General features: G+C 63.3%; 15 protein-coding genes and 1 tRNA gene. 12 read left to right on the forward strand and 4 right to left on the reverse strand.

Annotation, left to right across the window (positions count from 1 at the left end):
- Position 1 precedes the first annotated feature (1 nt).
- From D3227_RS29600 to bglA, 8 genes are all read left to right on the forward strand, one after another.
- On the forward strand, positions 2-784 hold the full coding sequence (locus tag D3227_RS29600) for an ATP-binding cassette domain-containing protein (RefSeq protein WP_167480906.1): 783 nt from the start codon (positions 2-4) through the stop codon (positions 782-784).
- Between the two features lie 143 nt (positions 785-927).
- Complete coding sequence (locus D3227_RS29605; protein WP_120017765.1) at positions 928-3,390, forward strand: glycogen/starch/alpha-glucan phosphorylase; 2,463 nt, start codon at positions 928-930, stop codon at positions 3,388-3,390.
- Between the two features lie 58 nt (positions 3,391-3,448).
- Entirely contained in the window at positions 3,449-5,662 is a 2,214-nt protein-coding gene (gene glgB / locus D3227_RS29610; RefSeq protein WP_120017766.1) for a 1,4-alpha-glucan branching protein GlgB, read from the forward strand.
- Positions 5,663-5,698: 36 nt separating this feature from the next.
- Positions 5,699-6,964 carry a glucose-1-phosphate adenylyltransferase gene (gene glgC, locus D3227_RS29615; protein ID WP_120017767.1) on the forward strand — a complete coding sequence of 422 codons (1,266 nt, stop codon included), beginning with the start codon at positions 5,699-5,701 and terminating at the stop codon, positions 6,962-6,964.
- A 20-nt stretch (positions 6,965-6,984) separates the two neighbouring features.
- A complete protein-coding gene (gene glgA, locus D3227_RS29620) occupies positions 6,985-8,430 on the forward strand; it encodes a glycogen synthase GlgA (protein ID WP_120017768.1) in 1,446 nt (481 codons plus the stop codon).
- A gap of 3 nt (positions 8,431-8,433) precedes the next feature.
- Positions 8,434-10,062: an alpha-D-glucose phosphate-specific phosphoglucomutase gene (locus D3227_RS29625; protein ID WP_120017769.1), complete on the forward strand. Its 1,629-nt coding sequence runs from the start codon at positions 8,434-8,436 to the stop codon at positions 10,060-10,062.
- Positions 10,063-10,312: 250 nt separating this feature from the next.
- Positions 10,313-12,322 (forward strand): glycogen debranching protein GlgX, encoded by a 2,010-nt coding sequence (glgX, locus tag D3227_RS29630; RefSeq protein ID WP_120017770.1) that lies wholly within the window; start codon positions 10,313-10,315, stop codon positions 12,320-12,322.
- Complete coding sequence (bglA, locus tag D3227_RS29635) at positions 12,322-13,950, forward strand: beta-galactosidase BglA (protein ID WP_120017771.1); 1,629 nt, start codon at positions 12,322-12,324, stop codon at positions 13,948-13,950. Before glgX ends, bglA begins: the two co-directional genes overlap by 1 nt.
- A 36-nt stretch (positions 13,951-13,986) precedes the next feature.
- On the opposite strand, the gene D3227_RS29640 is transcribed toward bglA, so the two are convergent.
- Together D3227_RS29640 and D3227_RS29645 are read right to left on the reverse strand one after the other, a co-directional pair.
- A complete protein-coding gene (locus tag D3227_RS29640; protein ID WP_425374563.1) occupies positions 13,987-15,777 on the reverse strand; it encodes a Tad domain-containing protein in 1,791 nt (596 codons plus the stop codon).
- On the reverse strand, positions 15,777-16,223 hold the full coding sequence (locus D3227_RS29645) for a TadE/TadG family type IV pilus assembly protein (RefSeq protein WP_120017773.1): 447 nt from the start codon (positions 16,221-16,223) through the stop codon (positions 15,777-15,779). The genes D3227_RS29640 and D3227_RS29645 overlap by 1 nt, the downstream gene beginning before the upstream one ends.
- Positions 16,224-16,508: 285 nt before the next feature.
- Between D3227_RS29645 and D3227_RS29650 the strand changes: the two genes are divergently transcribed.
- The 4 genes from D3227_RS29650 to D3227_RS29665 all read left to right on the forward strand — a co-directional run bounded on the left by D3227_RS29650 (position 16,509) and on the right by D3227_RS29665 (position 21,936).
- Entirely contained in the window at positions 16,509-18,101 is a 1,593-nt protein-coding gene (locus D3227_RS29650) for a peptide ABC transporter substrate-binding protein (RefSeq protein WP_120017774.1), read from the forward strand.
- Positions 18,102-18,280: 179 nt separating this feature from the next.
- Positions 18,281-19,204 (forward strand): ABC transporter permease subunit, encoded by a 924-nt coding sequence (locus tag D3227_RS29655; RefSeq protein WP_120017775.1) that lies wholly within the window; start codon positions 18,281-18,283, stop codon positions 19,202-19,204.
- The gene (locus D3227_RS29660) at positions 19,197-20,315 is read left to right on the forward strand and encodes an ABC transporter permease (protein WP_120017776.1); all 1,119 of its coding nucleotides are present in this window, start codon (positions 19,197-19,199) and stop codon (positions 20,313-20,315) included. Before D3227_RS29655 ends, D3227_RS29660 begins: the two co-directional genes overlap by 8 nt.
- A gap of 1 nt (position 20,316) precedes the next feature.
- Positions 20,317-21,936 (forward strand): ABC transporter ATP-binding protein, encoded by a 1,620-nt coding sequence (locus tag D3227_RS29665; RefSeq protein ID WP_120017777.1) that lies wholly within the window; start codon positions 20,317-20,319, stop codon positions 21,934-21,936.
- Positions 21,937-21,963: 27 nt separating this feature from the next.
- Here the strand turns inward: D3227_RS29665 and D3227_RS29670 are convergent, their stop codons facing one another.
- Complete coding sequence (locus D3227_RS29670) at positions 21,964-22,305, reverse strand: hypothetical protein (protein WP_120017778.1); 342 nt, start codon at positions 22,303-22,305, stop codon at positions 21,964-21,966.
- A gap of 186 nt (positions 22,306-22,491) precedes the next feature.
- Positions 22,492-22,568: transfer RNA gene (locus D3227_RS29675), tRNA-Pro, on the reverse strand.
- Positions 22,569-22,874 lie beyond the last annotated feature (306 nt).

Consider the following 22,874-nt stretch of genomic DNA (forward strand, 5'->3'; position numbering starts at 1 on the left):
CATGACCCAGGAACCCATCCTCACCGCGCGCGGTCTGGTCAAGCGCTATGGCCGCGTCACCGCCCTCGACAATGCCGATTTCGACCTCTATCCGGGTGAAATCCTGGCCGTCATCGGCGACAACGGCGCCGGCAAGTCATCGCTCATCAAGGCGATTTCCGGCGCGGCCGTGCCCGACGAAGGTGAAATCCGGCTTGAAGGCAAACCCGTTGCTTTCAAGTCGCCGATGGAGGCCCGCGAAGCCGGCATCGAGACCGTCTATCAGAACCTGGCGCTGTCGCCGGCACTGTCGATCGCCGACAACATGTTCCTCGGTCGCGAGATCCGCAAGCCGGGCCCGCTTGGCAGCTGGTTCCGCATGCTCGACCGTCCGGCCATGGAAAAACGCGCCCGCGACAAGCTGACCGAACTCGGCCTGATGACCATCCAGAACATCAGCCAGGCGGTGGAAACGCTGTCGGGCGGCCAGCGCCAGGGCGTGGCGGTGGCGCGCGCTGCTGCCTTCGGCAGTCGCGTGGTGATCATGGACGAGCCGACGGCTGCCCTTGGCGTCAAGGAGAGCCGCCGCGTGCTGGAACTGATCCTCGACGTCAAGAAGCGCGGCCTGCCGATCGTGCTCATCTCGCACAACATGCCGCATGTCTTCGAGGTCGCGGACCGCATCCACATCCACCGGCTCGGCCGACGCCTTTGCGTCGTCGACCCGAAGCTGATTTCCATGTCGGATGCCGTGGCCCTCATGACCGGCGCAAAGAAGCCGCCGGAGGACGCGCTGGCGGCCTGATCTGCCTCGACGGGTAAAATTGCCGCAGGTGAACCGGGTGGCGTCCCGATCTAAATCGATTGAACATATGCTGCAATGCACTAGGATGGGCTGGGAGTAGCGGTGAAAGCCGGTATGATCGCGGCACGATCACGAGAGGCATTATGACGCGTACGATGACATCCGAAGCCCCCGTCCTCGAAATCCCCGACCCCAAGACGCTCGCCGACGAAGTCTTGCTGGCCCTCAAATACAGGGTCGGCAAGGGCACCAACGTCGCTACGCAGTACGACTGGCTCACTGCTTCGATCAAGGTCGTGCGCGACCGCATCGTCGATCACTGGATGCAGGCGACGCAGGAGGCCTACGCCCAGCAGGAAAAGCGCGTCTACTATCTGTCGCTGGAATTCCTCATCGGCCGCCTGATGCGCGATGCCTTCTCCAATCTCGGCCTGATGGACAATATGCGCGAGGCGCTCAAGTCTCTCGGCGTCGACCTCGACCTCATCGCCGGGCTCGAACCGGATGCAGCACTTGGCAATGGCGGCCTCGGCCGGCTTGCCGCCTGCTTCATGGAAAGCATGGCCACCGTCGACATTCCCGCGCACGGCTACGGCATACGCTATGCCAACGGCATGTTCCGCCAGGAGGTACACGACGGCTGGCAGGTAGAGCTGCCCGAAACCTGGCTCGACCACGGCAACCCCTGGGAGTTCGAGCGCCGCGAACGCTCCTTCGAGGTCGGCTTCGGTGGCTCGGTGGAGTCGATCACCTCGAAGGACGGCCGGCTCGAGCGCCACGTCTGGAAACCGACCGAGCATGTGCTGGCTGTCGCCTACGATACGCCGGTCGTCGGCTGGCGAGCCAACCGCGTCAACACGCTGCGCCTGTGGTCCGGCATGCCGATCGATCCGATCCTGCTCGACAAGTTCAATGCCGGCGACCACATCGGCGCGCTTGCCGAAAGCAACAAGGCCGATGCCCTGTCGCGCGTGCTCTATCCGGCCGATTCCCACAAGGCCGGGCAGGAACTGCGGCTGCGGCAGGAGTATTTCTTCTCCACCGCCTCGCTGCAGGACATTCTCCAGCGTCATCTCAGCCAGTATGGCGATCTGCAGTCGCTGCCCGACAAGGCGGCGATCCATTTGAACGACACCCATCCGGCCATCGCCGTGCCGGAACTGATGCGCCTCCTGATGGATGTCCACGGCATGGATTTCGACCAGGCCTGGGACATCACCAAGCGCACTTTCGGCTACACCAACCACACGCTGCTGCCCGAGGCACTGGAAAGCTGGCCTGTGCCGCTGTTCGAGCGGCTGCTGCCGCGCCACATGCAGATCGTCTACGCCATCAACGCCGAGGTGCTTCTGGAGGCGCGCGCCACCAACAAGTTCTCGGGCGACCAGATCAGCCGCATCTCGCTGATCCAGGAAAACGGCGACCGCCGCGTGCGCATGGGCAACCTCGCCTTTGTCGGCTCGCACTCGATCAACGGCGTTTCGGCGCTGCACACCGAATTGATGAAGGAGACGGTCTTCGCCGATCTCCACAACCTCTATCCTGGTCGTATCAACAACAAGACCAACGGCATCACGCCAAGGCGCTGGCTGATCCAGTGCAATCCCGGCCTCACCGCGCTCACCCGCGAGGCGATCGGCGACCGTTTCCTCGATGACATCGATGCGATTAAGGGGCTTGACGCTTTTGCTGACGATGCGGCCTTCCGTGACAAGTTCGCCGCCGTCAAGCGGGCGAACAAGGCCAAGCTCGCCAATCTGGTCGCCGACCGGCTCGGCATCAAGCTCGATCCCTCGGCACTGTTCGACATCCAGGTCAAGCGCATCCACGAATACAAGCGCCAGCTGCTCAACATCCTGGAAGCGGTCGCCCTCTACGACCAGATCCGCTCGCACCCCGAGCGCGACTGGATGCCGCGCGTGAAATTTTTCGGCGGCAAGGCGGCACCCAGCTACCACAACGCCAAGCTGATCATCAAACTCGCCAACGACGTCGCCAGGGTCATCAACCGCGACCCGGCGGTGCGTGGCTTGCTGAAAGTGGTGTTCGTGCCGAACTACAATGTCAGCCTGGCCGAGATCCTGATGCCGGCTGCCGACCTTTCCGAGCAGATCTCGACCGCCGGCATGGAAGCTTCCGGCACCGGCAACATGAAGTTCGCGCTGAACGGCGCGCTGACCATCGGTACGCTCGACGGCGCCAATGTCGAAATCAAGGACTGCGTCGGCGACGACAACATCTTCATTTTCGGCCTGACCACCGCCGAGGTCGCCGAGCGGCGCAACAACGGCTACGATCCACGCGCGGTGATCGAGGCATCGCCGGAACTGTCACAAGCGCTCGCCGCCATCTCGTCGGGCGTCTTTTCGCCTGACGATCCCGAGCGCTATCGCGAGTTGATCAACGGCCTTTATGGCAGCGACTGGTTCATGGTGGCGGCCGACTTCGACACCTATGCCGCCACCCAGCGCGACGTCGACACCGTCTGGCGTAACAGTCCCGACTGGTACGCGCGGGCGATCCGCAATGTCGCTCGCGTCGGCTGGTTCTCGTCCGATCGCACGATCCGCCAATATGCGAAAGACATCTGGAACGTGCCCGCCTGATATGATTGCATGAGACCACGAACAATGTGGTCCAGCTCCCTGGGAGGGACACCGCCTGATGAGGAAACCGCGCGCGACCGCTGCGACCAGCGGGCCGAACGGACTGGCGCCAGCCAGCGATGTCGCGGCGATTGTCGCCGGCACGCATGGCGATCCATTCGCGGTGCTGGGCGTACATGAGGCAGGCAAGGGCTTTGTCGCCCGCTGCTTTGTGCCGCATGCCGAGTTCGTCACCGCCTACACGCTGACCGGCAAGAATGCCGGCGAACTGTCCCGGCGCGACGACGGCGGCTTCTTCGAGGGCAAGCTGTCGCTCAATAAACGCCAGCCGCTGCGCTATCACGCCAGGAATGCCGGCGGTGACTGGTGGCTGACCGATCCCTATTCCTTCGGTCCGGTGCTCGGCCCGCTGGACGATTACTACATCGCCCAGGGATCGCACCTCAGGCTGTTCGACAAGCTCGGCGCTCATCTCATCGACCATGAGGGCGCGTCGGGCGTGCATTTCGCCGTCTGGGCGCCCAATGCGCGGCGCGTCTCGGTGGTCGGCGACTTCAACGAATGGGACGGTCGCAGGCATACGATGCGCGACCGCCGCGACACCGGCATTTGGGAACTGTTCATTCCCGACATCGGCGCCGGCCGGCCCTACAAATACGAGATCATCGCGCCCGATGGCGTGCGCCTGCCGCTCAAGGCCGATCCGTTCGCCTTCAAGTCCGAGTTGCGCCCGGCCACCGCTTCGGTGACGGCGGTGCCGCCGGCGCACGAATGGGGCGACGAAGCGCACCGCAATTTCTGGCGCAACGCCGATCCCCGCCGCGAAGCGATTTCGATCTACGAAGTCCATGCCGGCTCGTGGCAACTGCGCGACGACGGCACCTTCCTGTCATGGGACGAACTGGCCGACCGGCTGATCCCTTATGTCGCCGAAACTGGTTTCACCCATATCGAATTCATGCCGATCTCCGAGCATCCCTATGATCCGTCATGGGGCTACCAGACGACCGGCCTCTACGCGCCGTCGGCCCGCTTCGGCGATCCTGATGGTTTTGCCCGTTTCGTCGACGGCGCCCACCGCGCCGGCATCGGCGTGATCCTCGACTGGGTGCCGGCGCATTTCCCGGTCGACGCGCATGGGCTGGCCAATTTCGACGGCACCGCGCTCTACGAGCATGCCGACCCGCGCAAGGGTTTTCATCCCGACTGGAACACGGCGATCTATAATTTTGGCCGCCGCGAGGTGGTGTCGTTCCTCGTCAACAACGCGCTGTTCTGGGCCGAGAAATACCATGTCGACGGTCTTCGCGTCGATGCGGTGGCCTCGATGCTCTACCTCGACTATTCGCGCAAGGCCGGCGAGTGGATCCCCAACGAGAAAGGCGGGCGTGAGAATCTCGAAGCGGTCAGCTTCCTGCAGAAAATGAACAAGGAGATCTATGGCCATCATCCCGGCGTGATGACCATCGCCGAGGAATCGACCTCATGGCCGAAGGTGTCGCAGCCGGTGCATGAAGGCGGCCTGGGCTTCGGCTTCAAGTGGAACATGGGCTTCATGCACGACACGCTGGAGTATTTCTCCAAGGAGCCGATCTTCCGCAAGCATCACCACAACGACATCACCTTCGGTCTGGTCTACGCCTTCTCCGAGAATTTCGTGCTGCCGCTCTCCCATGACGAGGTCGTGCACGGCAAGGGCACGCTGCTCGGCAAGATGGCCGGCGACGACTGGCAAAAATTCGCGACGCTGCGCGCCTACTACGCCTTCATGTGGGGCTATCCCGGCAAGAAGCTCTTGTTCATGGGCCAGGAATTCGCCCAGCGCCGCGAGTGGAGCGAGGCGCGCGCGCTCGACTGGAACCTGCTCGATTTCCGGCTGCATCGCGGTGTCTGGCAGACGGTGCGCGACCTCAACTATCTCTACCGTTCGCGTCCGGCGCTGCATGCGCGCGACTGCGAGCCGGAGGGGTTCTCGTGGTTGATCGTCGACGACAGCGCCAACTCGGTCTTTGCCTGGCTGCGCAGTGCGCCCGATGGCAACCCAATCGCCGTCATTTCCAACTTCACGCCGGTGCCGCGCGACAATTACCGCGTGCCGTTGCCGCGGGCCGGAAAATGGCGCGAAATCATGAACACGGATGCTTCGGACTATGGCGGTTCGGGCACGGGCAATGGCGGCGAGGTCGAGGCGCGGGCGGAAGGAGGCGGCATATCGGCGACGATGCTGTTGCCGCCGCTGTCGACGATCATGTTCGAATTTGCTCCGGCCTGAGCGATGTTTCAGACTGAGTGACTTGGGAGGGTAAAAATGGCAGACACGAAACGAACCCAGCCGCTGGCACGCGACGCCATGGCCTATGTGCTGGCCGGCGGGCGCGGCAGCCGCCTCAAGGAATTGACCGACCGGCGCGCCAAGCCCGCGGTCTATTTCGGCGGCAAGACGCGCATCATCGATTTCGCGCTCTCCAACGCACTCAACTCAGGCATTCGCCGCCTCGGTGTCGCCACCCAGTACAAGGCGCATTCGCTGATCCGCCATCTGCAGCGCGGCTGGAACTTCCTGCGCCCAGAGCGAAACGAGAGCTTCGACATCCTGCCGGCCAGCCAGCGCGTTTCGGAAACGCAGTGGTATGAAGGCACCGCCGACGCCGTCTATCAGAACATCGACATCATCGAGGCCTACGGCCCCGAATACATGGTGATCCTCGCCGGCGACCACATCTACAAGATGGACTACGAGTTGATGCTGCGCCAGCACGTCGACGCCAACGCCGACGTCACCGTCGGCTGCCTCGAAGTGCCGCGCATGGAAGCGACCGGCTTCGGCGTCATGCATGTCGACGCCAAGGACAACATCATCGCTTTCGTCGAAAAGCCCGCCGACCCGCCCGGCATTCCCGACAAGCCGGAATTCGCCCTGGCCTCGATGGGCATCTATGTCTTCAAGACCAAGTTCCTGATGGAGCAATTGCGTCGCGACGCCGCCGAGGCAGGCTCGAGCCGCGACTTCGGCAAAGACATCATCCCCTACATCGTCCAGAACGGCAAGGCGATCGCCCACCGCTTCGCCAAATCCTGCGTGCGCTCGACCGCCGAGAACGAGGCCTATTGGCGCGATGTCGGAACCGTCGATGCCTATTGGGAAGCCAATATCGACCTCACCGACGTGACGCCGGAGCTCGACCTCTACGACCGCGACTGGCCAATCTGGACCTATGCCGAATTGAAGCCGCCGGCAAAGTTCGTGCACGACGAGGATGGCCGCCGCGGCTCGGCCGTGTCCTCGCTGGTGTCGGGCGATTGCATCGTCTCGGGCGCTTCGCTGAAGCGCAGCCTGATCTTCACCGGCGCTCGCATCAATTCCTATTCGACGCTGGAAGAAGTCGTCATGCTGCCCGACGTTCATGTCGGCCGGAACGCAAAGTTGAAGCGCGTGGTCATCGATCACGGCGTAAGGATACCGGAAGGGCTGGTGGTCGGCGAAGATCCCGTGCTCGACGCCAAGCGTTTCCGCGTTTCGGAAAAGGGCATCTGCCTTGTTACGCAGGACATGATCGACAAGCTGAAGCTATAGGCAGGATCGGATTTTAGCGCATGCAGGTTCTGTCGGTCACGCCCGAGATCTTTCCGCTGATCAAGACCGGCGGGCTTGCCGACGTGACCGGCGCGCTGCCCATTGCGCTGGCGGACAAGGGCGTTGCCATGCGCACGCTCATTCCCGGCTATCCCGTTGTCATGGGCGCCTTCAAGAAAAAGAAGGCCGTCTATCAATATCCGCTGCTGCAGGGCGGCAAGGCTTCCGTCCATGCCGTCCAGATCGCCGGGCTCGATCTGTTCGTGCTCGACGCGCCGCATCTGTTCGACCGTCCGGGCGGCCCCTACGGCAATGCGACGGGCGCCGACTGGCCAGACAATTGGCGGCGCTTCGCCGCCTTGAGCCAGGCCGGCGGCGACATTGCCGGCGGCGCCATCTCCGGCTACCAGCCCGACATCGTGCATGCCCATGACTGGCAGTCGGCGATGACGCTGGCCTATATGCGTTACGGCAAGGCGGTTGGCATACCGTCGCTGATCACCGTGCACAATCTCGCCTTCCAGGGCCAGTTCGGCGCCGGCATCTTCGGCGAGCTTGGCCTGCCGGCCGTGGCGATGGCGCTCGACGGCGTCGAGTACTATGGCGGCGTCGGCTTCCTCAAGGCCGGCCTGCAGGCTGCCTGGGCGATCACCACGGTGAGCCCGACCTATGCGCAGGAGATCCGTTCGGCCGAATTCGGCATGGGTCTCGACGGCTTGATCAACATGCGCTCCACCGATCTCTACGGCATCGTCAACGGCATCGATGTCGACATCTGGAACCCGGAAACCGACAAGCATCTGGTGTCCAACTATTCGGCCGCGACGCTTGAGGCGCGCCGCGCCAACCGGACGGCGGTCGAGGACCGCTTCAGCCTCGAGCGCGACGACAGCCCGATCGTCTGCGTCGTCAGCCGGCTGACGTGGCAGAAGGGCATGGACATACTGGCTGCGGTCGTTGACGGCGTCGTCGCGGCAGGCGCGCGGCTGGCGATCCTGGGCTCTGGCGATGCCGGCCTCGAAGGCGCGCTGCTCGCCGCCGCCGCCCGTCATCGTGGCCGCATCGGCGTCGTCGTCGGCTATGACGAGGGGCTCTCTCACACCATGCAGGGCGGCTGCGACGCGATCATCATCCCGTCGCGCTTCGAGCCTTGCGGGCTGACCCAGCTCTACGGCCTGCGCTATGGCTGCGTGCCCATCGTCGCCCGCACCGGCGGCCTTGCCGACACCATCATCGACGCCAATGAAGCGGCGATTTCGGCCGGCGTGGCGACCGGCTTCCAGTTTGCGCCGAACAATGCCGGCGCGCTGCTGCACGCCATCCGCCGGCTGGTCGACGCTCATGCCAGCGCTGCAACCTGGCAATCGATCCAACGCCAGGGCATGAAGGCCGATGTCTCGTGGGACAAGAGCGCCGAAAAATACGTCGAACTCTATCGCTTGCTGCTATCGAAAAGGGCTGCCTGAGGCATGATCAGAACCGTCGCCACCAAACCTTATCTCGACCAGAAGCCCGGCACCTCCGGCCTGCGCAAGAAGGTGCCGGTGTTCCAGCAGGAGCATTATGCCGAGAACTTCATCCAGTCGATCTTCGACGCACTGGAGGGATTTGAGCGCAAGACGCTGGTGATCGGCGGCGACGGCCGCTTCTACAACCGCGAGGTCATCCAGAAGGCCATCGCCATGGCCGCCGCCAGCGGTTTCGGCAAGGTGATGGTCGGGCAGGGCGGCATATTGTCGACGCCTGCCGCCTCGCACGTCATCCGCAAATACAAGACCTTCGGCGGCATCATCCTGTCGGCCAGCCACAATCCGGGCGGCCCGCACGAGGATTTCGGCATCAAGTACAATGCCGGCAATGGCGGCCCAGCGCCGGAAAAGCTGACCGACCTGATCTTCGAAAAGACCAAGACGATCGCGAGCTTCAAGATCGCCGATATCGGGCCGATCGACATCGACAAGATCGGTACCGTCAAGGCGGACGGCATGGCCGTCGAGATCATCGACCCGGTCACCGATTATGCCGAGCTCATGGAAAGCCTGTTCGACTTCGACGCCATCCGCGCCAATTTCAAATACGGTTTTCGCATGCGCTTCGACGCCATGCACGCGGTCACCGGCCCCTATGCCAAGGAGATCCTCGAACGTCGGCTCGGCGCTCCCAACGGCACCTGCCGCAACTTCAAGCCCTTGCCGGATTTCGGCGGCCATCACCCCGACCCCAACCTGGTCCATGCAAAGCACCTCTATGACGAGATGATGGGACCGGACGCGCCGGATTTCGGCGCTGCCTCCGATGGCGATGGCGACCGCAATCTGATCATCGGCAAGGGCATCTTCGTCACGCCATCGGATTCGGTGGCCATGCTTGCCGCCAACGCGCATCTGGCGCCGGGCTACAAGGAAGGCCTCAAGGGCATCGCACGCTCGATGCCGACAAGCGGTGCGGCCGACCGCGTTGCCGAAAAGCTTGGCATCGGCATCTACGAGACGCCGACCGGCTGGAAGTTCTTCGGCAATCTGCTCGATGCCGACATGGCGACGATCTGCGGCGAGGAAAGCGCCGGCACCGGGTCCAACCATGTGCGCGAGAAGGACGGGCTGTGGGCGGTGCTGCTGTGGCTGAACATCCTGGCCGTACGCGGCGAGAGCGCAAAGCAGATCGTCACCGAGCACTGGGCGACCTACGGCCGCAATTACTACTCGCGCCACGACTATGAGGAGGTCGAGACGGATCGCGCCAACAAGCTGGTCGACGAGTTGCGCGCCAAGCTTGGCTCGCTGCCGGGCACCAGTGTGCGCGGCATGACCATCGCCAGCGCCGACGATTTCGCCTACCACGATCCGGTCGACGGATCGGTGAGCAAGAACCAGGGCATCAGGGTGCTGTTCGAGGGCGGCTCGCGCGTCGTCTTCCGCTTGTCCGGCACCGGCACCTCGGGCGCGACGCTGCGCGTCTATATCGAGCGCTACGAGCCGGACAAGGCGAGGCACGATCTGGACACCCAGGAGGCGCTTGCCAATCTGATAGCGGCCGCCGATGACATCGCCGGGATCAAGAGCCACACCGGCCGCAACAAGCCGAGCGTGATTACTTGAGGCTGGCGGATTGCCGGTCGCCTGAGTTCGGCCTGCGTCGCGGGGCTCCACCTTCTCCCCTTGTGGGAGAAGGTGGCCGAGCGAAGCTCGGTCGGATGAGGGGTGCTCCAGCTTGGCCTGCGTTCAAATCACCGATGCCTCGTTCCTTCCAGCACTCCTCATCCGTCTCGGCGCTGCGCGCCGATCCACCTTCTCCCACAAGGGGAGAAGCCCACTCGCGACCCGCCCCACAGGGTCGGGAGGCGTGCACATGAGCCAGCTCGGCGCAACCGTCAGCCGCGAGGGCATTCGCTTCGCCGCCTGGTCGTCGTCGGCAAGACGCCTCTGGGTCTCGATCTTCGACGAGACTGGAAACCGTGAAACCGATCGGCTCGAGCTCCAGCCGGAAGGTGAGGGGGTGCATGCGCTGTTCGTCGCCGGCCTTGGCGCCGGCACGCGATATGGCTTTCGCGGCGATGGCGACTATGCGCCCGAGCGCGGCTTGTGGTTTGATCCGGAGAAGTTGCTCGTCGACCCCTACGCTATCGAGATCGACCGGCCCTATGCGCACCATTGGCGGCTCTCCGCGCGGCGCAACGAAGGCGCCGACACGGCATCGTTGATGCCGAAGGCCGTGGCGAAAACCTTGCCGAAGCCGCTGCCCATTTTGCCGCCGCTGTTTCGGCCCGGCGGCCTGGTCTATGAGGTGCCGGTGCGCGCCTTTACCATGCTGCATCCGGATATCCCCGAGAGACAGCGCGGTACGATTGCGGCCCTTGCCCATCCTGCAATGATCGAGTATCTGCAAAAGCTCGGCGTCTCCGCCGTCGAACTGATGCCGGTCACGGCCTCGATCGACGAGCGGCATTTGCCGCCGCTCGGGCTCAGCAACGCCTGGGGCTACAATCCCGTCACCTTCATGGCGCTCGACCCGCGCCTGGCGCCCGGCGGCCTGGCCGAATTGCGCGACACGGTCGCAGCACTGCGCAAAGCCGGCATCGGCATCATCCTCGACCTCGTCTTCAACCACACCGGAGAAAGCGACCGGCTCGGCCCGACGCTGTCGCTGCGCGGCCTCGACAACCGCGCTTATTACCGGCAAGAGCCGGACGGCAGGCTGGTGAACGACACCGGCACCGGCAATACGGTTGCCTGCGACCACCCGATCGTCGCGGAGTTGGTGCTGGACACGCTCCGTCACTTCGTCCGCCATGCCGGGGTTGATGGTTTCCGCTTCGATCTCGCACCCATTCTCGGCCGGGTCGACGGCGTGTTCGACCCGGCCGCGCCGCTGCTCAAGGCCATCGCCGACGATCCCGTTCTCGCAGATAGGGTGCTTATATCGGAGCCCTGGGACATTGGCCCGGACGGCTATCAGCTCGGCAATTTTCCGCCGTCATTCCTTGAATGGAACGACAAATACCGCGACGATGTCAGGCGTTTCTGGCGCGGCGACGCCGGCATGGTCGGCGCGCTGGCGACAAGGCTCGCCGGCTCGTCCGATGTCTTCGCCAAGGCAGATCAGCCGCTGAGTCGCACGGTCAACTTCATCGCCGCGCATGACGGCATGACGGTGGCCGACCTCGTCGCTTACGAGCGCAAGCACAACGCGGCCAATGGCGAGCAGAACCGCGACGGCCACAACGAGAACCTGTCGTGGAACAACGGTGTCGAAGGCGAGACGTCGGACGTGGCGATTGCCGAAGCCCGTTTCGACGACCGCTGCGCGCTGCTCGCCACGCTGTTTGCCTCGCGCGGCACGATCATGCTGACGGCGGGCGACGAATTCGGCCGCACGCAAAAGGGCAACAACAACGCCTATGCCCAGGATAATGAGATCACCTGGCTCGACTGGGGCGGACGCGACCTGGCGCTGGAACGCCATGCGTCGGCGCTTGCCGCAATGCGCCGCGCCGCGCCAGTGCTTTCCAGCACAGATTTTCTGACCGGAGAGCCGCTGGCGGGTTCGGACTTTCCCGACGTCGCCTGGCTGACCGAGACGGGAGCACCGCTAAGCGAGGTGGACTGGCACGATCCGCGGCGGCATCGCCTGGTCATGCTGCTCGGCGCCGGCGAGCGCGATTGCCGCTTTGCCGTCATCGTCAATGGCGACCGCCGCCAATCGATGTTCACGCTGCCCGAGCGTGAGGGATTTCGATGGGTTCCAGCGATCGAGGCCCAGGCCGGCGCCGCCGACATCGCGCGGCTGGTGCCGGGGCGGACGGTGATTTTCATGACTGAGCGCAAGGCCGGGCAGGCGCGCGCCGGGAAGGATTTATGATGGCTGACAGAAATGCCGAATGGTGGCGCGGCTGTGTCATCTACCAGATCTACCCGCGCTCCTTCCAGGATACGACGGGCGACGGCAGCGGCGACCTGCGCGGCATCACCATCCGTTTGGAGCATGTCGCATCGCTTGGCGTCGACGCCGTCTGGCTGTCGCCCTTCTTCAAGTCGCCGATGGCCGACATGGGCTACGACGTATCCGACTATCAGGACGTCGATCCGATGTTCGGTAGCCTCGAGGATTTCGACGCGCTGATCGCCGAAGCGCACCGGCTCGGGCTTAAGATCATCATCGACCAGGTGCTGTCGCATTCCTCCGACAAGCATGAATGGTTCGTCGAAAGTCGCGCCAGCCGGGATAATGCCAAGGCCGATTGGTATGTCTGGGCCGACGCCAGGCCCGATGGCAGCGCGCCCAACAACTGGCTGTCGCTCTTCGGCGGCCCGGCCTGGGAATGGGATGCCACCCGCCGGCAGTACTATATGCACAATTTCCTGGCCTCGCAGCCGGACCTGAATTTCCACAATCCCGAAGTTCAGGACGCGCTGCTGGACACGGTGCGGTTCTGGCTGGAGCGCGGGGTCGATGGCTTCCGGCTGGACACGGTCAACTACTATTTTCATGACCAATGGCTGCGCGACAACCCGCCTTTGGCGGCAAGTGTCGCCGGCACCAACGAGGCCACCACCACCTATGCCTTTCAAATGCATCTGTTCGACAAGACGCAGCCGGAAAACCTGACTTTCCTCGGGCGCTTTCGGGCGTTGCTCGACGAGTACGGAGGCCGCGCCGCGGTCGGCGAGGTCGGCGACGAAGACCGATCGCTGCAGACGCTCGCCGCCTACACCTCCGGCGGCGATAAGCTGCAGATGTGCTACACGTTCGACCTGCTCGGCCCGCAATTCTCCGCCGCGCACATACGCGGCTGCGTCGAGGCGTTTGAGACCGCGGTTGCCGACGGCTGGGTCTGTTGGGCCTTTTCCAACCATGACGTGGTGCGCCATGTCAGCCGCTGGACGCGTCCGGCCGGTGACCCAGAAATGGTAGCGAAATTCTCGATCGCGCTGCTCTCCTGCCTGCGCGGATCGATCTGCCTCTATCAGGGCGAGGAACTCGGGCTGGAGGAGGCGGAACTCGCCTTCGAGGATTTGCGCGATCCGTTCGGCATCCGCTTCTGGCCGGGCATCAAGGGCAGGGACGGCTGCCGCACACCGATGGTCTGGGAAGCGGGGGCCGACAATGCCGGCTTCACCTCAGGCAAGCCCTGGCTTCCGGTGCCGGCTGGTCACCGCGCCCGCGCCGTTGACATCCAGAACGGTGAGCAGGCGTCGGTGCTTGCCGCCTACCGGGCGATGCTCGGCTTGCGCAAGCGGCACCCGGCGCTGATCACGGGCTCGATCCGCTTCCTCGATACCGAAGGCGATGTTCTTGCCTTTATCCGTGAAGGCGGCGGCGAGACGCTGCTCTGCGTCTTCAACTTCGCCGACGAGCCGGCGAGCTGGCCGTTGCCGCAGGAAATGCATGCCGTCGCGGCGATCGATCCGGATGGCGCCGCGGCCGCTCTACAGGAAGAGGGCCTGTCGCTGCCGCCGCTCGGATGGTTTCTCGGAAGGGCAGGCTGATTGTTGATCGTCAGCGCAAGCTGATCACCTGGCGTCCTATTGAACGAGAACGGAGCGCCCGCAGGTAGCGCCTGTGACGCGGATATCGGCTTCGCCGACATGCACGCCGAGCGCTGCAAGGGTGTTGTAGACCAAGTCGTCGACCGGCGAGGTCACGCCGTTCAGCACCGTCACCACGGCCGGCTTCACCGTGCCGAGCAGGGCGGTGATGTCGAGGCCGAGGCCCAGCGCTTTGACCGACAGCGACAAATTGTTGACCAGCGACGTGGTGAGCGACTGCGTCAGGTTCTTCGTCGACACGGTCTTGATGGTCTTGCCGGCAATGTCGGTGGCGTTGAAGGTCAGGTTCGTTGGTGCCGTGTTGGTGACCGAAAACGCCGAGGATCCGTTGATCTGCAGCAGGCTGAGGTTGATCAGCAGCAGCTTGACGCTGACATCGGCGATTTCGGCGTCGCTGAAGGATTGCGGCTTGGTGAAATCGGCGAAGCCTGCGGCGTTGGCATTGGCCAGATGCGCGGCAACGACGCCAGGCTGCGCCGCGATTGTGACCTTGAGACTGTCGGGGCGCCCGGTCGGGCAGCTAATGTCGGTCAGCTTGGCTTCGGCATAGGCCACTTCGACATGTAGCGGCACGTTCACGGCGAGCAGCCTGATGCCGCCGCCGAGATTCATGCTTCCGCCATTGCCATTGCCATTGCCATTATTCCCGATGCCGACGCTGGCCAGGAGCTTGATCCGCGTCTGCGCGGTGCGCACGACGGTGCCGGTCCCCCCCACTGTCAGCCAGGGCGAGGATTGCGGCGGCTCGCCGATGGCGATGCTGAGCGAAGTGGACGTCAATCCCGGCACGGTGGCGCCGAGATTGACCTGGACCTGGTTGGTGCCATTGGCCAGCGCGGCCGCCGCTGTCACCATGCTCATCGCGCTCGCGGCGACGGTAAGCCCGGCCGGTTTCTGGCCAACGCCAAGGTTGCCGACCGAACCCAAATTGATGAATTGGCCGAGCGGGATCTTGACTTTGTTGGTGGCGCCGGAGGCCATCGTCTGCAGCGCGATCCTGGCTGTGCGGTCGAGGCCGGGGACATTGGCCATGGCAGTGGCGATCTGGCCGACCGTCGCCTTCGAGGCCAGCACGTCCGAATAGCTCACGCCTGTCAGCTTCAACTCGGTCGCGAGTTGATCGGTAAGGTCGATATCGGCCGAGATCAGCGCATTGTAGTCCATCACGCTGAGCGAGATGTTGCTGCCCAAAAGCCCGCCGAGAAGTGCGTTGAGGATGCCGCCATTGACGCTGGCCAACCGCGATCCGACCGAAAACGCGGCCTCGGCTTGGGCGCTGGCGGTGGCTGTCGTGCCGATGACAGGCGCCTCCATCATCGAGGCCGAGAAATAGAGCGTGCCTCGCTTCTTCAGCGACACATGGACGGCGTTGTAAGGCAGCTTGCCGGCCTCGAACCGGCTTCCGGCGGCAATCGAGCTGATCCCGGAATAGCGGCCCGGCACCACCTGGATGACCGCCTTGCTGGCTGTGGGATCGACATTTGTGCCCTGTTTCTGGACGGCGACCGAGTTGAACCCGTTATCCTTCAGTGTCGTCAGCACCGCCAGTTCGGCGTTGTTGATGTTGGCCGCCGCCGTGATCGCCGCCAGGTCGACGATCGACTGCGCCGCGCGCCGCTCGTTGAACAGCGCGCCTTCGTCGATTGCGAAGGCTGCCAGCGCCAGCGCAACAGGCGCGCTCACTGCCGTCATGATCGCGAAATTGGCGCGCCTGTCGGCGATCAGCCGCCCGATCGATCCCACTATTCCGGCGCTGGCAAAGCCCATCATATGCCCCCGACGCGGATCGTCGATTGACGCTGGATTGTCACCGACGGCATCGGCAGGCTCTGAAAGAGGTTCCAGATCGGCAGCTCCCGCGCATCGTAGCTCACCGACACCACGAATTGACTGCCGTCGATGACGCTGTCCTTGGCATCGACCGTTAGCTTATTGGCGTTGACGAAAGGATAGCCGGTGACGTCGTGAGCGATGAAATCGGTGACAAGAGCCTTTCGCTCCGTCTGATCCAGTCCTGCAATTGCCGTTCGCGCCGCATCAGCGGCGATCTGCTGGACCGAGTGGCTTGCTCCGAAATAGATGCCGTATGCAACCATGCCGAGCAAAAGCAGGATGAAGATCGGCGCCAGCATGGCGAATTCGATTGCCGACGTTCCCGCGGCGTCTGTCCGGAAACCAGACCATGAAGGGCGGTTTTTTGGGTTCTGCAGCATAGTCGCAGCATGCCAAATCCCGACTGCAAAAACAGAAAACAGCCCGAGCAACCTTTGAGTGTACCAAGTTGAAAGGCGCCGGACTTTAGATATTGCTGTTTTAGCGCAAGGTTGCTCACTTTGCGTCAAGCAAGACTCGGTTGAAATCGCATTTCCGTCTGTCTAGTCTCCTGCCACCAGCCGCCGGAGAGGGAACCGGCGGCGCGCTCAAAAGGGGCCAGATATCGGTTCCGGGGCGTCAACACGTAAAGGCGCGCCGACGGCAGCGCCCACAGGGAGAACTTCATGCTGAAAAACATGCTGAAGGCGACGGTGTTCGCCACCACCATGGCTTTGACCGCCGGCACCTTCTACACGCCGGCCTTCGCCGAAACCGTCTACAACCGCGGCACCGCTGCGGAATCGGAGACGGTCGACCCGCACAAGACGTCGACGGTCTACGAAGCCAATATCCTGCGCGACCTGTTCCAGGGGCTGGTCATGCAGGACGAGAAGGCGAACCTCATTCCGGGCGCCGCCGAAAGCTGGACGGTATCGGATGACGGCACCGTCTATACGTTCAAGCTGCGCAAGGACGGCATGTGGTCGGATGGCAGCCCGGTGACGGCTGAAGATTTCGTCTACGCCTTCCATCGGCTGGAGGATCCGGCAACGGCCGCCGAATACGCCTCGATGCTCTATCCGGTGAAGAACGCCGAGGAGGTCAACACCAAGAAGGCAAAGCCCGAGGAGATGGGCGTCAAGGCGATCGACACGACCACCCTTGAGGTGACGCTGAAGGCGCCGACCCCTTATTTCCTGGAGATGCTGACGCACCAGGCGACCTATCCGGTCAGCAAGGCCTCCATCGACAAGCTCGGTGCCGAATGGATCAAGCCGGGCAATCTGGTCTCCAACGGCGCCTATACGCTGGCCGAATGGGTTCCCAACGACCACATGAAGCTGGTCAAGAATCCGAAATTCTGGGACGCCGCGAGCGTCAAGATGGACGTCGTCAACTATATCCCGACCGAAGACCGCTCATCGGCGATGAAGCGCTTCGAGGCCGGCGAACTCGACAGCTATGACGACCTGCCGACCGAACAGCTCGCCGATCTCAAGACCAAGTTCGGCGATCAGATCCATGTCGGGCCGTATCTCGGCACCTACTACTACGCGATCAAGACCGACAAGGCGCCGTGGGACAATGTCGAGCTGCGCAACGCCATCTCGATGGCGATCGACCGCGATTTCATTGCCGAAAAGGTCTGGCAGAACTCGATGCTCCCCGGCTATTCTATGGTGCCTCCGGGCATCGAGGGCTACACGCCGGCAATGGCCAAATATGCCGAGATGTCGCAGATCGACCGCGAGGACGCGGCCAAGAAAATCCTGGAGAAACTCGGCTATACACCCGAGAAGCCGCTGAAGATGGAGATCCGCTACAACACCTCGGAAAACCACAAGAACACGGCGGTTGCCATCCAGGAACAGTTGAAGCCGCTCGGCGTCGAGGTGACGCTGCTCAACACCGACACCAAGACCCACTACTCCTTCCTCGAGCAGAAGGGCGACTATGACGTCGCGCGTGCCGCCTGGATCGCCGACTACAAGGACCCGGAAACCTTCCTCGGCATCTCGCGCAAGGCGAGCGGCAACAACTATTCGGACTATAACAGCCCGCAATACGAGGCGGCCATGGACAAGGCCGCTGCCGCCGGCGGCAAGCCCGAAGAGCGCATGAAGGAACTCGCCGCCGCCGAGCGCATCCTCGTCGACGACGCCGGCCAGATTCCACTCCTCTACTACAGCTACCACGACATCGTTTCCTCGAAGCTGCATGGCTTCGTCGACAACGTGATGGACGTGCACCCGTCCCGCTTCGTCTCCAAGGACTGACAATCATCCTTGGCTGGACCGCCGCGTTCCCCTAGGGGGCGCGGCGGGCCGGTCGGTCATCGCATCAGTCCGAAAGTCGTGGTCGATTTTCGGCAGGCACGATGCGAAGATTTGAAGGCACCGGAGCGTGGTTATGCGTCTGCATGGACGCGTGTCGCTCTGGCCGAAGCGGGGCGCCGATGCTGCGTTATGTTTTCAGGCGGCTTCTGACCGCCATTCCGACGCTATTCGTCATCGTGACCATGGCGTTCTTCCTCATTCGCGTCGCGCCGGGCGGCCCTTTCAACCAGGAGCGGGGCCTGAGTCCCGAGATCAAGGCCAATCTCGAAGCCCAGTTCGGTCTGAACGATCCGCTCTGGCTGCAGTACATCCATTATCTCGGCAATCTCCTGCGCGGCAATTTTGGCCCCAGCTACAACATGCCGGATTTCACCGTCGGCGAATTGTTCAGGGAGGGCCTGCCGATCTCGATCCAGCTCGGCGCCTCGGCGCTCATTCTGGCGCTGATGCTCGGCAGCGTGCTCGGCACCATTGCCGCGCTCAATCAGAACAAGCTTGCCGACTACTCGGTGATCGCGCTGGCGACCGCCGGCAGCACCATTCCGACCTTCGTCATCGCCCCGGTGATCCAGCTAGTCTTCGGATTGACCTGGAAGCTGCTGCCGATCGGCGGCTGGGGCGACGGCGCGATGATCAACAAGATCGGCCCGGTGCTGACGCTCGCTCTGCCGCAGATCGCCATCGTCGCCCGCCTGATGCGCGGCTCGATGATCGAGAGCTTGCGCTCGCACCATATCCGCACGGCGCGTGCGCTTGGCCTGTCCGACTGGTCGGTGGTGGTGAAACATGCGCTGCGCGGCGCCATCCTGCCGATCGTCTCCTTCACCGGTCCTGCGGCGGCAGCACTTCTTACCGGCTCGATCATCGTCGAGACCATCTTCTCCATTCCGGGCGTCGGTCGCCATTTTGTCGTTGCCGCGCTCAACCGCGACTACACGCTGGTGATGGGAACAGTGGTGGTGATCGCCCTCTTCACCATCGTCTTCAACCTGATCGTCGATCTTCTGTATGCCGTCGTCGATCCGAGGGTGCGCTATGACTGATATCGCAGTTGCCGCCCCGGTCGTCGGCCGCTCCCTGTGGGGGGATGCCTGGGCGCGCCTGAAAGCCAATCGCGCCGCCATGTTCAGCCTCTATTATCTCGCCTTCATAGGGGTGATCAGCGTGTTCGGACCCTGGTTCGTGCCGCATCAATACACCACCATCTATGCCGACTACGTGCGCATGCCGCCGAGCTTCTCCGCCTATCCCAAGGCCGACATGATCGAGACCGCGCTCGACGAAGCGATCAAGCGCATGCGCGTCGACATCAAGGAATGGCGGCAGGAAGGCAGCAAGGTCTTCGTCACCGTCACCTCGACCAAGCCGATCGACGACCGCAACATCCGCTATCTCGACCGCTCAGACGCCTTTGACGACACCAGGATAGAGAACAAATCGGCCGACGGCCTCCAAGCGACAATGAGCGCCTCGATCAAGCAGCAATATTTCCTGTTCGGCACCGACAACACCGGCCGCGATCTGTTGTCGCGCACGCTGATGGCCGGCCGCATATCGCTGGCCATCGGCCTGCTCGCCGGCGTCGTGGCGGTGGTCATCGGCGTGCTCTATGGCGCCACGGCCGGTTTTTCCGGCGGCAAGGTCGACGAGGTGATGATGCGCATCGTCGATGTGCTCTATTCGCTGCCCTTCATCTTCTTCGTCATCATGCTGGTGGTGTTCTTCGGCAGGAACTTCGTGCTGATGTTCCTGGCGGTAGGGGCCGTGCTTTGGCTCGACATGGCGCGCATCGTGCGCGGCCAGGCGCTGTCGATCCGCCGGCAGGAATATGTCCAGGCGGCCGAGGCGATGGGCGTCGGCCAGCGCGGCATCCTCTTGCGCCACGTCATCCCCAACCTGCTCGGCCCGGTCGTCATCTACATGACGCTGCTGGTGCCGCAGGTCATCATCCTGGAGAGTTTCCTGTCGTTCCTCGGCCTCGGCGTGCAGGAACCGATGACCAGCTGGGGCGTACTGATCTCGGTCGGCGCCCAGAACATCGGCTCGGCCAACTGGTTGCTTTTGTTCCCGGCCTTCTTCCTCGTCTCGACGCTGTTCGCGCTGAACTTCGTCGGCGACGGCCTGCGCGATGCGCTCGACCCCAAGGACCGCTGAGATGGATGCTCAAGAAACGATCCTCAGCGTCAAGGACCTCCGCGTCCGCTTCCGCACGCTCGACGGCGCGGTCGAGGCGGTCAAGGGCATCAACATCAACGTCAAGGCGGGCGAGACCGTTGCGGTGGTCGGCGAATCCGGCTCCGGCAAGAGCCAGACGATGATGGCGGCGATGAGCCTGCTCGCCTCCAACGGCGAAGCCACCGGCAGTGTCGATTACCGCGGCCGCAACCTTCTGACGCTGAGCAAGTCCGAGCTCAACAAGGTGCGTGGCCGCAAGATCAGCATGATCTTCCAGGAGCCGATGACCTCGCTCGATCCGCTCTATTCGATCGGCAACCAACTGATCGAGCCGATCCGCCGGCATCGCGGGCTGAATGCCGCGGAAGCACGCGAGGAGGCCCTCAAACTTCTGCGGCTCGTGCATATTCCAGATCCCGAGCGGCGGATGAAATCCTATCCGCACGAAATGTCGGGCGGCCAGCGCCAGCGCGTCATGATCGCCATGGCTTTGGCCAACGATCCCGACATACTGATCGCCGACGAGCCGACGACGGCGCTCGACGTGACCATCCAGGCGCAGATCCTGATGCTGCTTGCCGAACTGCAGCGCAAGCTCGGCATGGCCATCGTCTTCATCACCCACGATCTCGGCATCGTCAGGCGCTTCGCCGACCGCGTCTACGTCATGCGTCAGGGCGAAGTGGTGGAGGAGGGCGACGCAGAAGCGCTCTTCGCCAGCCCGCAGCACGCCTACACCAAGATGCTGCTTGCCGCCGAGCCGACCGGTTCCAAGGCACCGCCGCCGGCCAACGCGCCGGTGCTGCTCGAAGGCAGGAATGTCGAAGTTGTGTTCAGGATCGGCGGCGGCTTTCTTTCCGGCGAGCCGCTGATGCTGCGCGCCGTCGACCGCATCTCGATCCGGCTGCAGCGCAACCAGACGATCGGCATCGTCGGCGAATCCGGCTCGGGCAAGTCGACGCTTGGCCGCGCCCTGCTCCGGCTGCTGCCCAGCGACGGCCTGATCCGCTTCGGCGACCGCGACATTTCCGGTGCCGACCGGCAGGCGATGCGGCCGCTGCGACGCGAGATGCAACTCGTCTTCCAGGACCCGTTCGGCTCGCTGTCACCGCGCATGACCGTCGGCCAGGTCATCACCGAAGGGCTTCTCGTGCATGAGCCGAACCTTTCAGGCAAGCAGCGCGACCAGCGCGCCATCGAGGCGCTGCGCGAGGTCGGGCTCGATCCCAATTCACGCAACCGCTACCCGCATGAATTCTCCGGCGGCCAGCGCCAGCGCATCGCCATAGCGCGGGCCATGATCCTGAAGCCGAATCTGGTGGTGCTGGACGAGCCGACCTCGGCGCTCGATCGTTCCGTGCAGAAGCAGATCGTCGAATTGCTGCGCAAGCTGCAGGCCGACCACGGATTATCCTATTTGTTCATCAGCCACGATCTCGCCGTCGTGCGCGCCATGGCCGACTACATCATCGTCATGAAGCAGGGGAAGATCGTCGAAGAGGGCCCGACCGAAGAGATCTTCAGCAATCCGCAGGCGGCCTATACGCAGACGCTGATGAACGCTGCGATCGATGTCACGCGCTTTAGGCTGAGCGCCTGAGGGGACCGTCGTCCGACGGCATGCAACTCATTGCGAAGATGGGCAGCTGCGCTTCCTTGCTGCGACGATAGCTTGTTGCCGTTGCTGAAGCCGTTCGATCCTGGCCGTCTCGCGATTGGCGACGGCAGTCTTGACGGTTGAGCCGCCGAGCAGCCAGCTCGGCACGCTGGTGTTGGCAACCTTGCCTCGGGTGATAGCGGTTTGCGAGATGTCGCTGGCGGTGTCGCCGAGCGCGCTGTTGAGTTCGACGCATGTCATCTTGTCGTACTTCGCTGAGTCGAGCGATCGGCCCGTCGATGAGCAGCCCGTTGCAAGAAGGAGCATGGCGGCCAAGGTGAATGGCAAGGCGGCCGTCGATGTCAGCTTCATGTCTTGTCCGGTCTCGCCATTCCTGACTCCATGGTACCCGTGGAACTGGGGCAGGGCGCCATTAGGTCAAAGTGCGGGCTTGCTGTCGAGCATCATCGCGACTGGCCAAGGTATGGCTCGCTTTTGGAGCTGCTCGATTGATGTGGGGGTGGCGGGAGGAACAAACATCCAAGTGCTTGTTTTTTCTGGTCGGAGTGGCAGGATTTGAACCTGCGACCCCCTCGTCCCGAACGAGGTGCGCTACCAGGCTGCGCTACACTCCGTGACCAGACCGCGGGCTTATAGCCGCCGTACTTCGTTCCTGCAAGCGGCAATGGCAGCGCTTCTGTCGCATTTCGTCCGCGTTCGTCCGGCATGGCCGGAAAGCCCGGATTTTCCCCGGGATAAACACGGTCTAAAGGCTTGCGTGCTAAACCGCTGCATCGATAGATCGTATTTTGTGCCGTCTGGAGTTCTGCTGTCTTGCCCCCAAAAATCGTCGGCGACGCCCGGCCCAACAGCTTCGAATTCGAAACCGACGCGCTGATCAAGGCGTCCGGCTTTCGCGAATATGACGCGCGCTGGTGGTT

It is taken from the genome of Mesorhizobium waimense, from assembly GCF_003601975.1.
GTDB lineage: Bacteria > Pseudomonadota > Alphaproteobacteria > Rhizobiales > Rhizobiaceae > Mesorhizobium > Mesorhizobium waimense.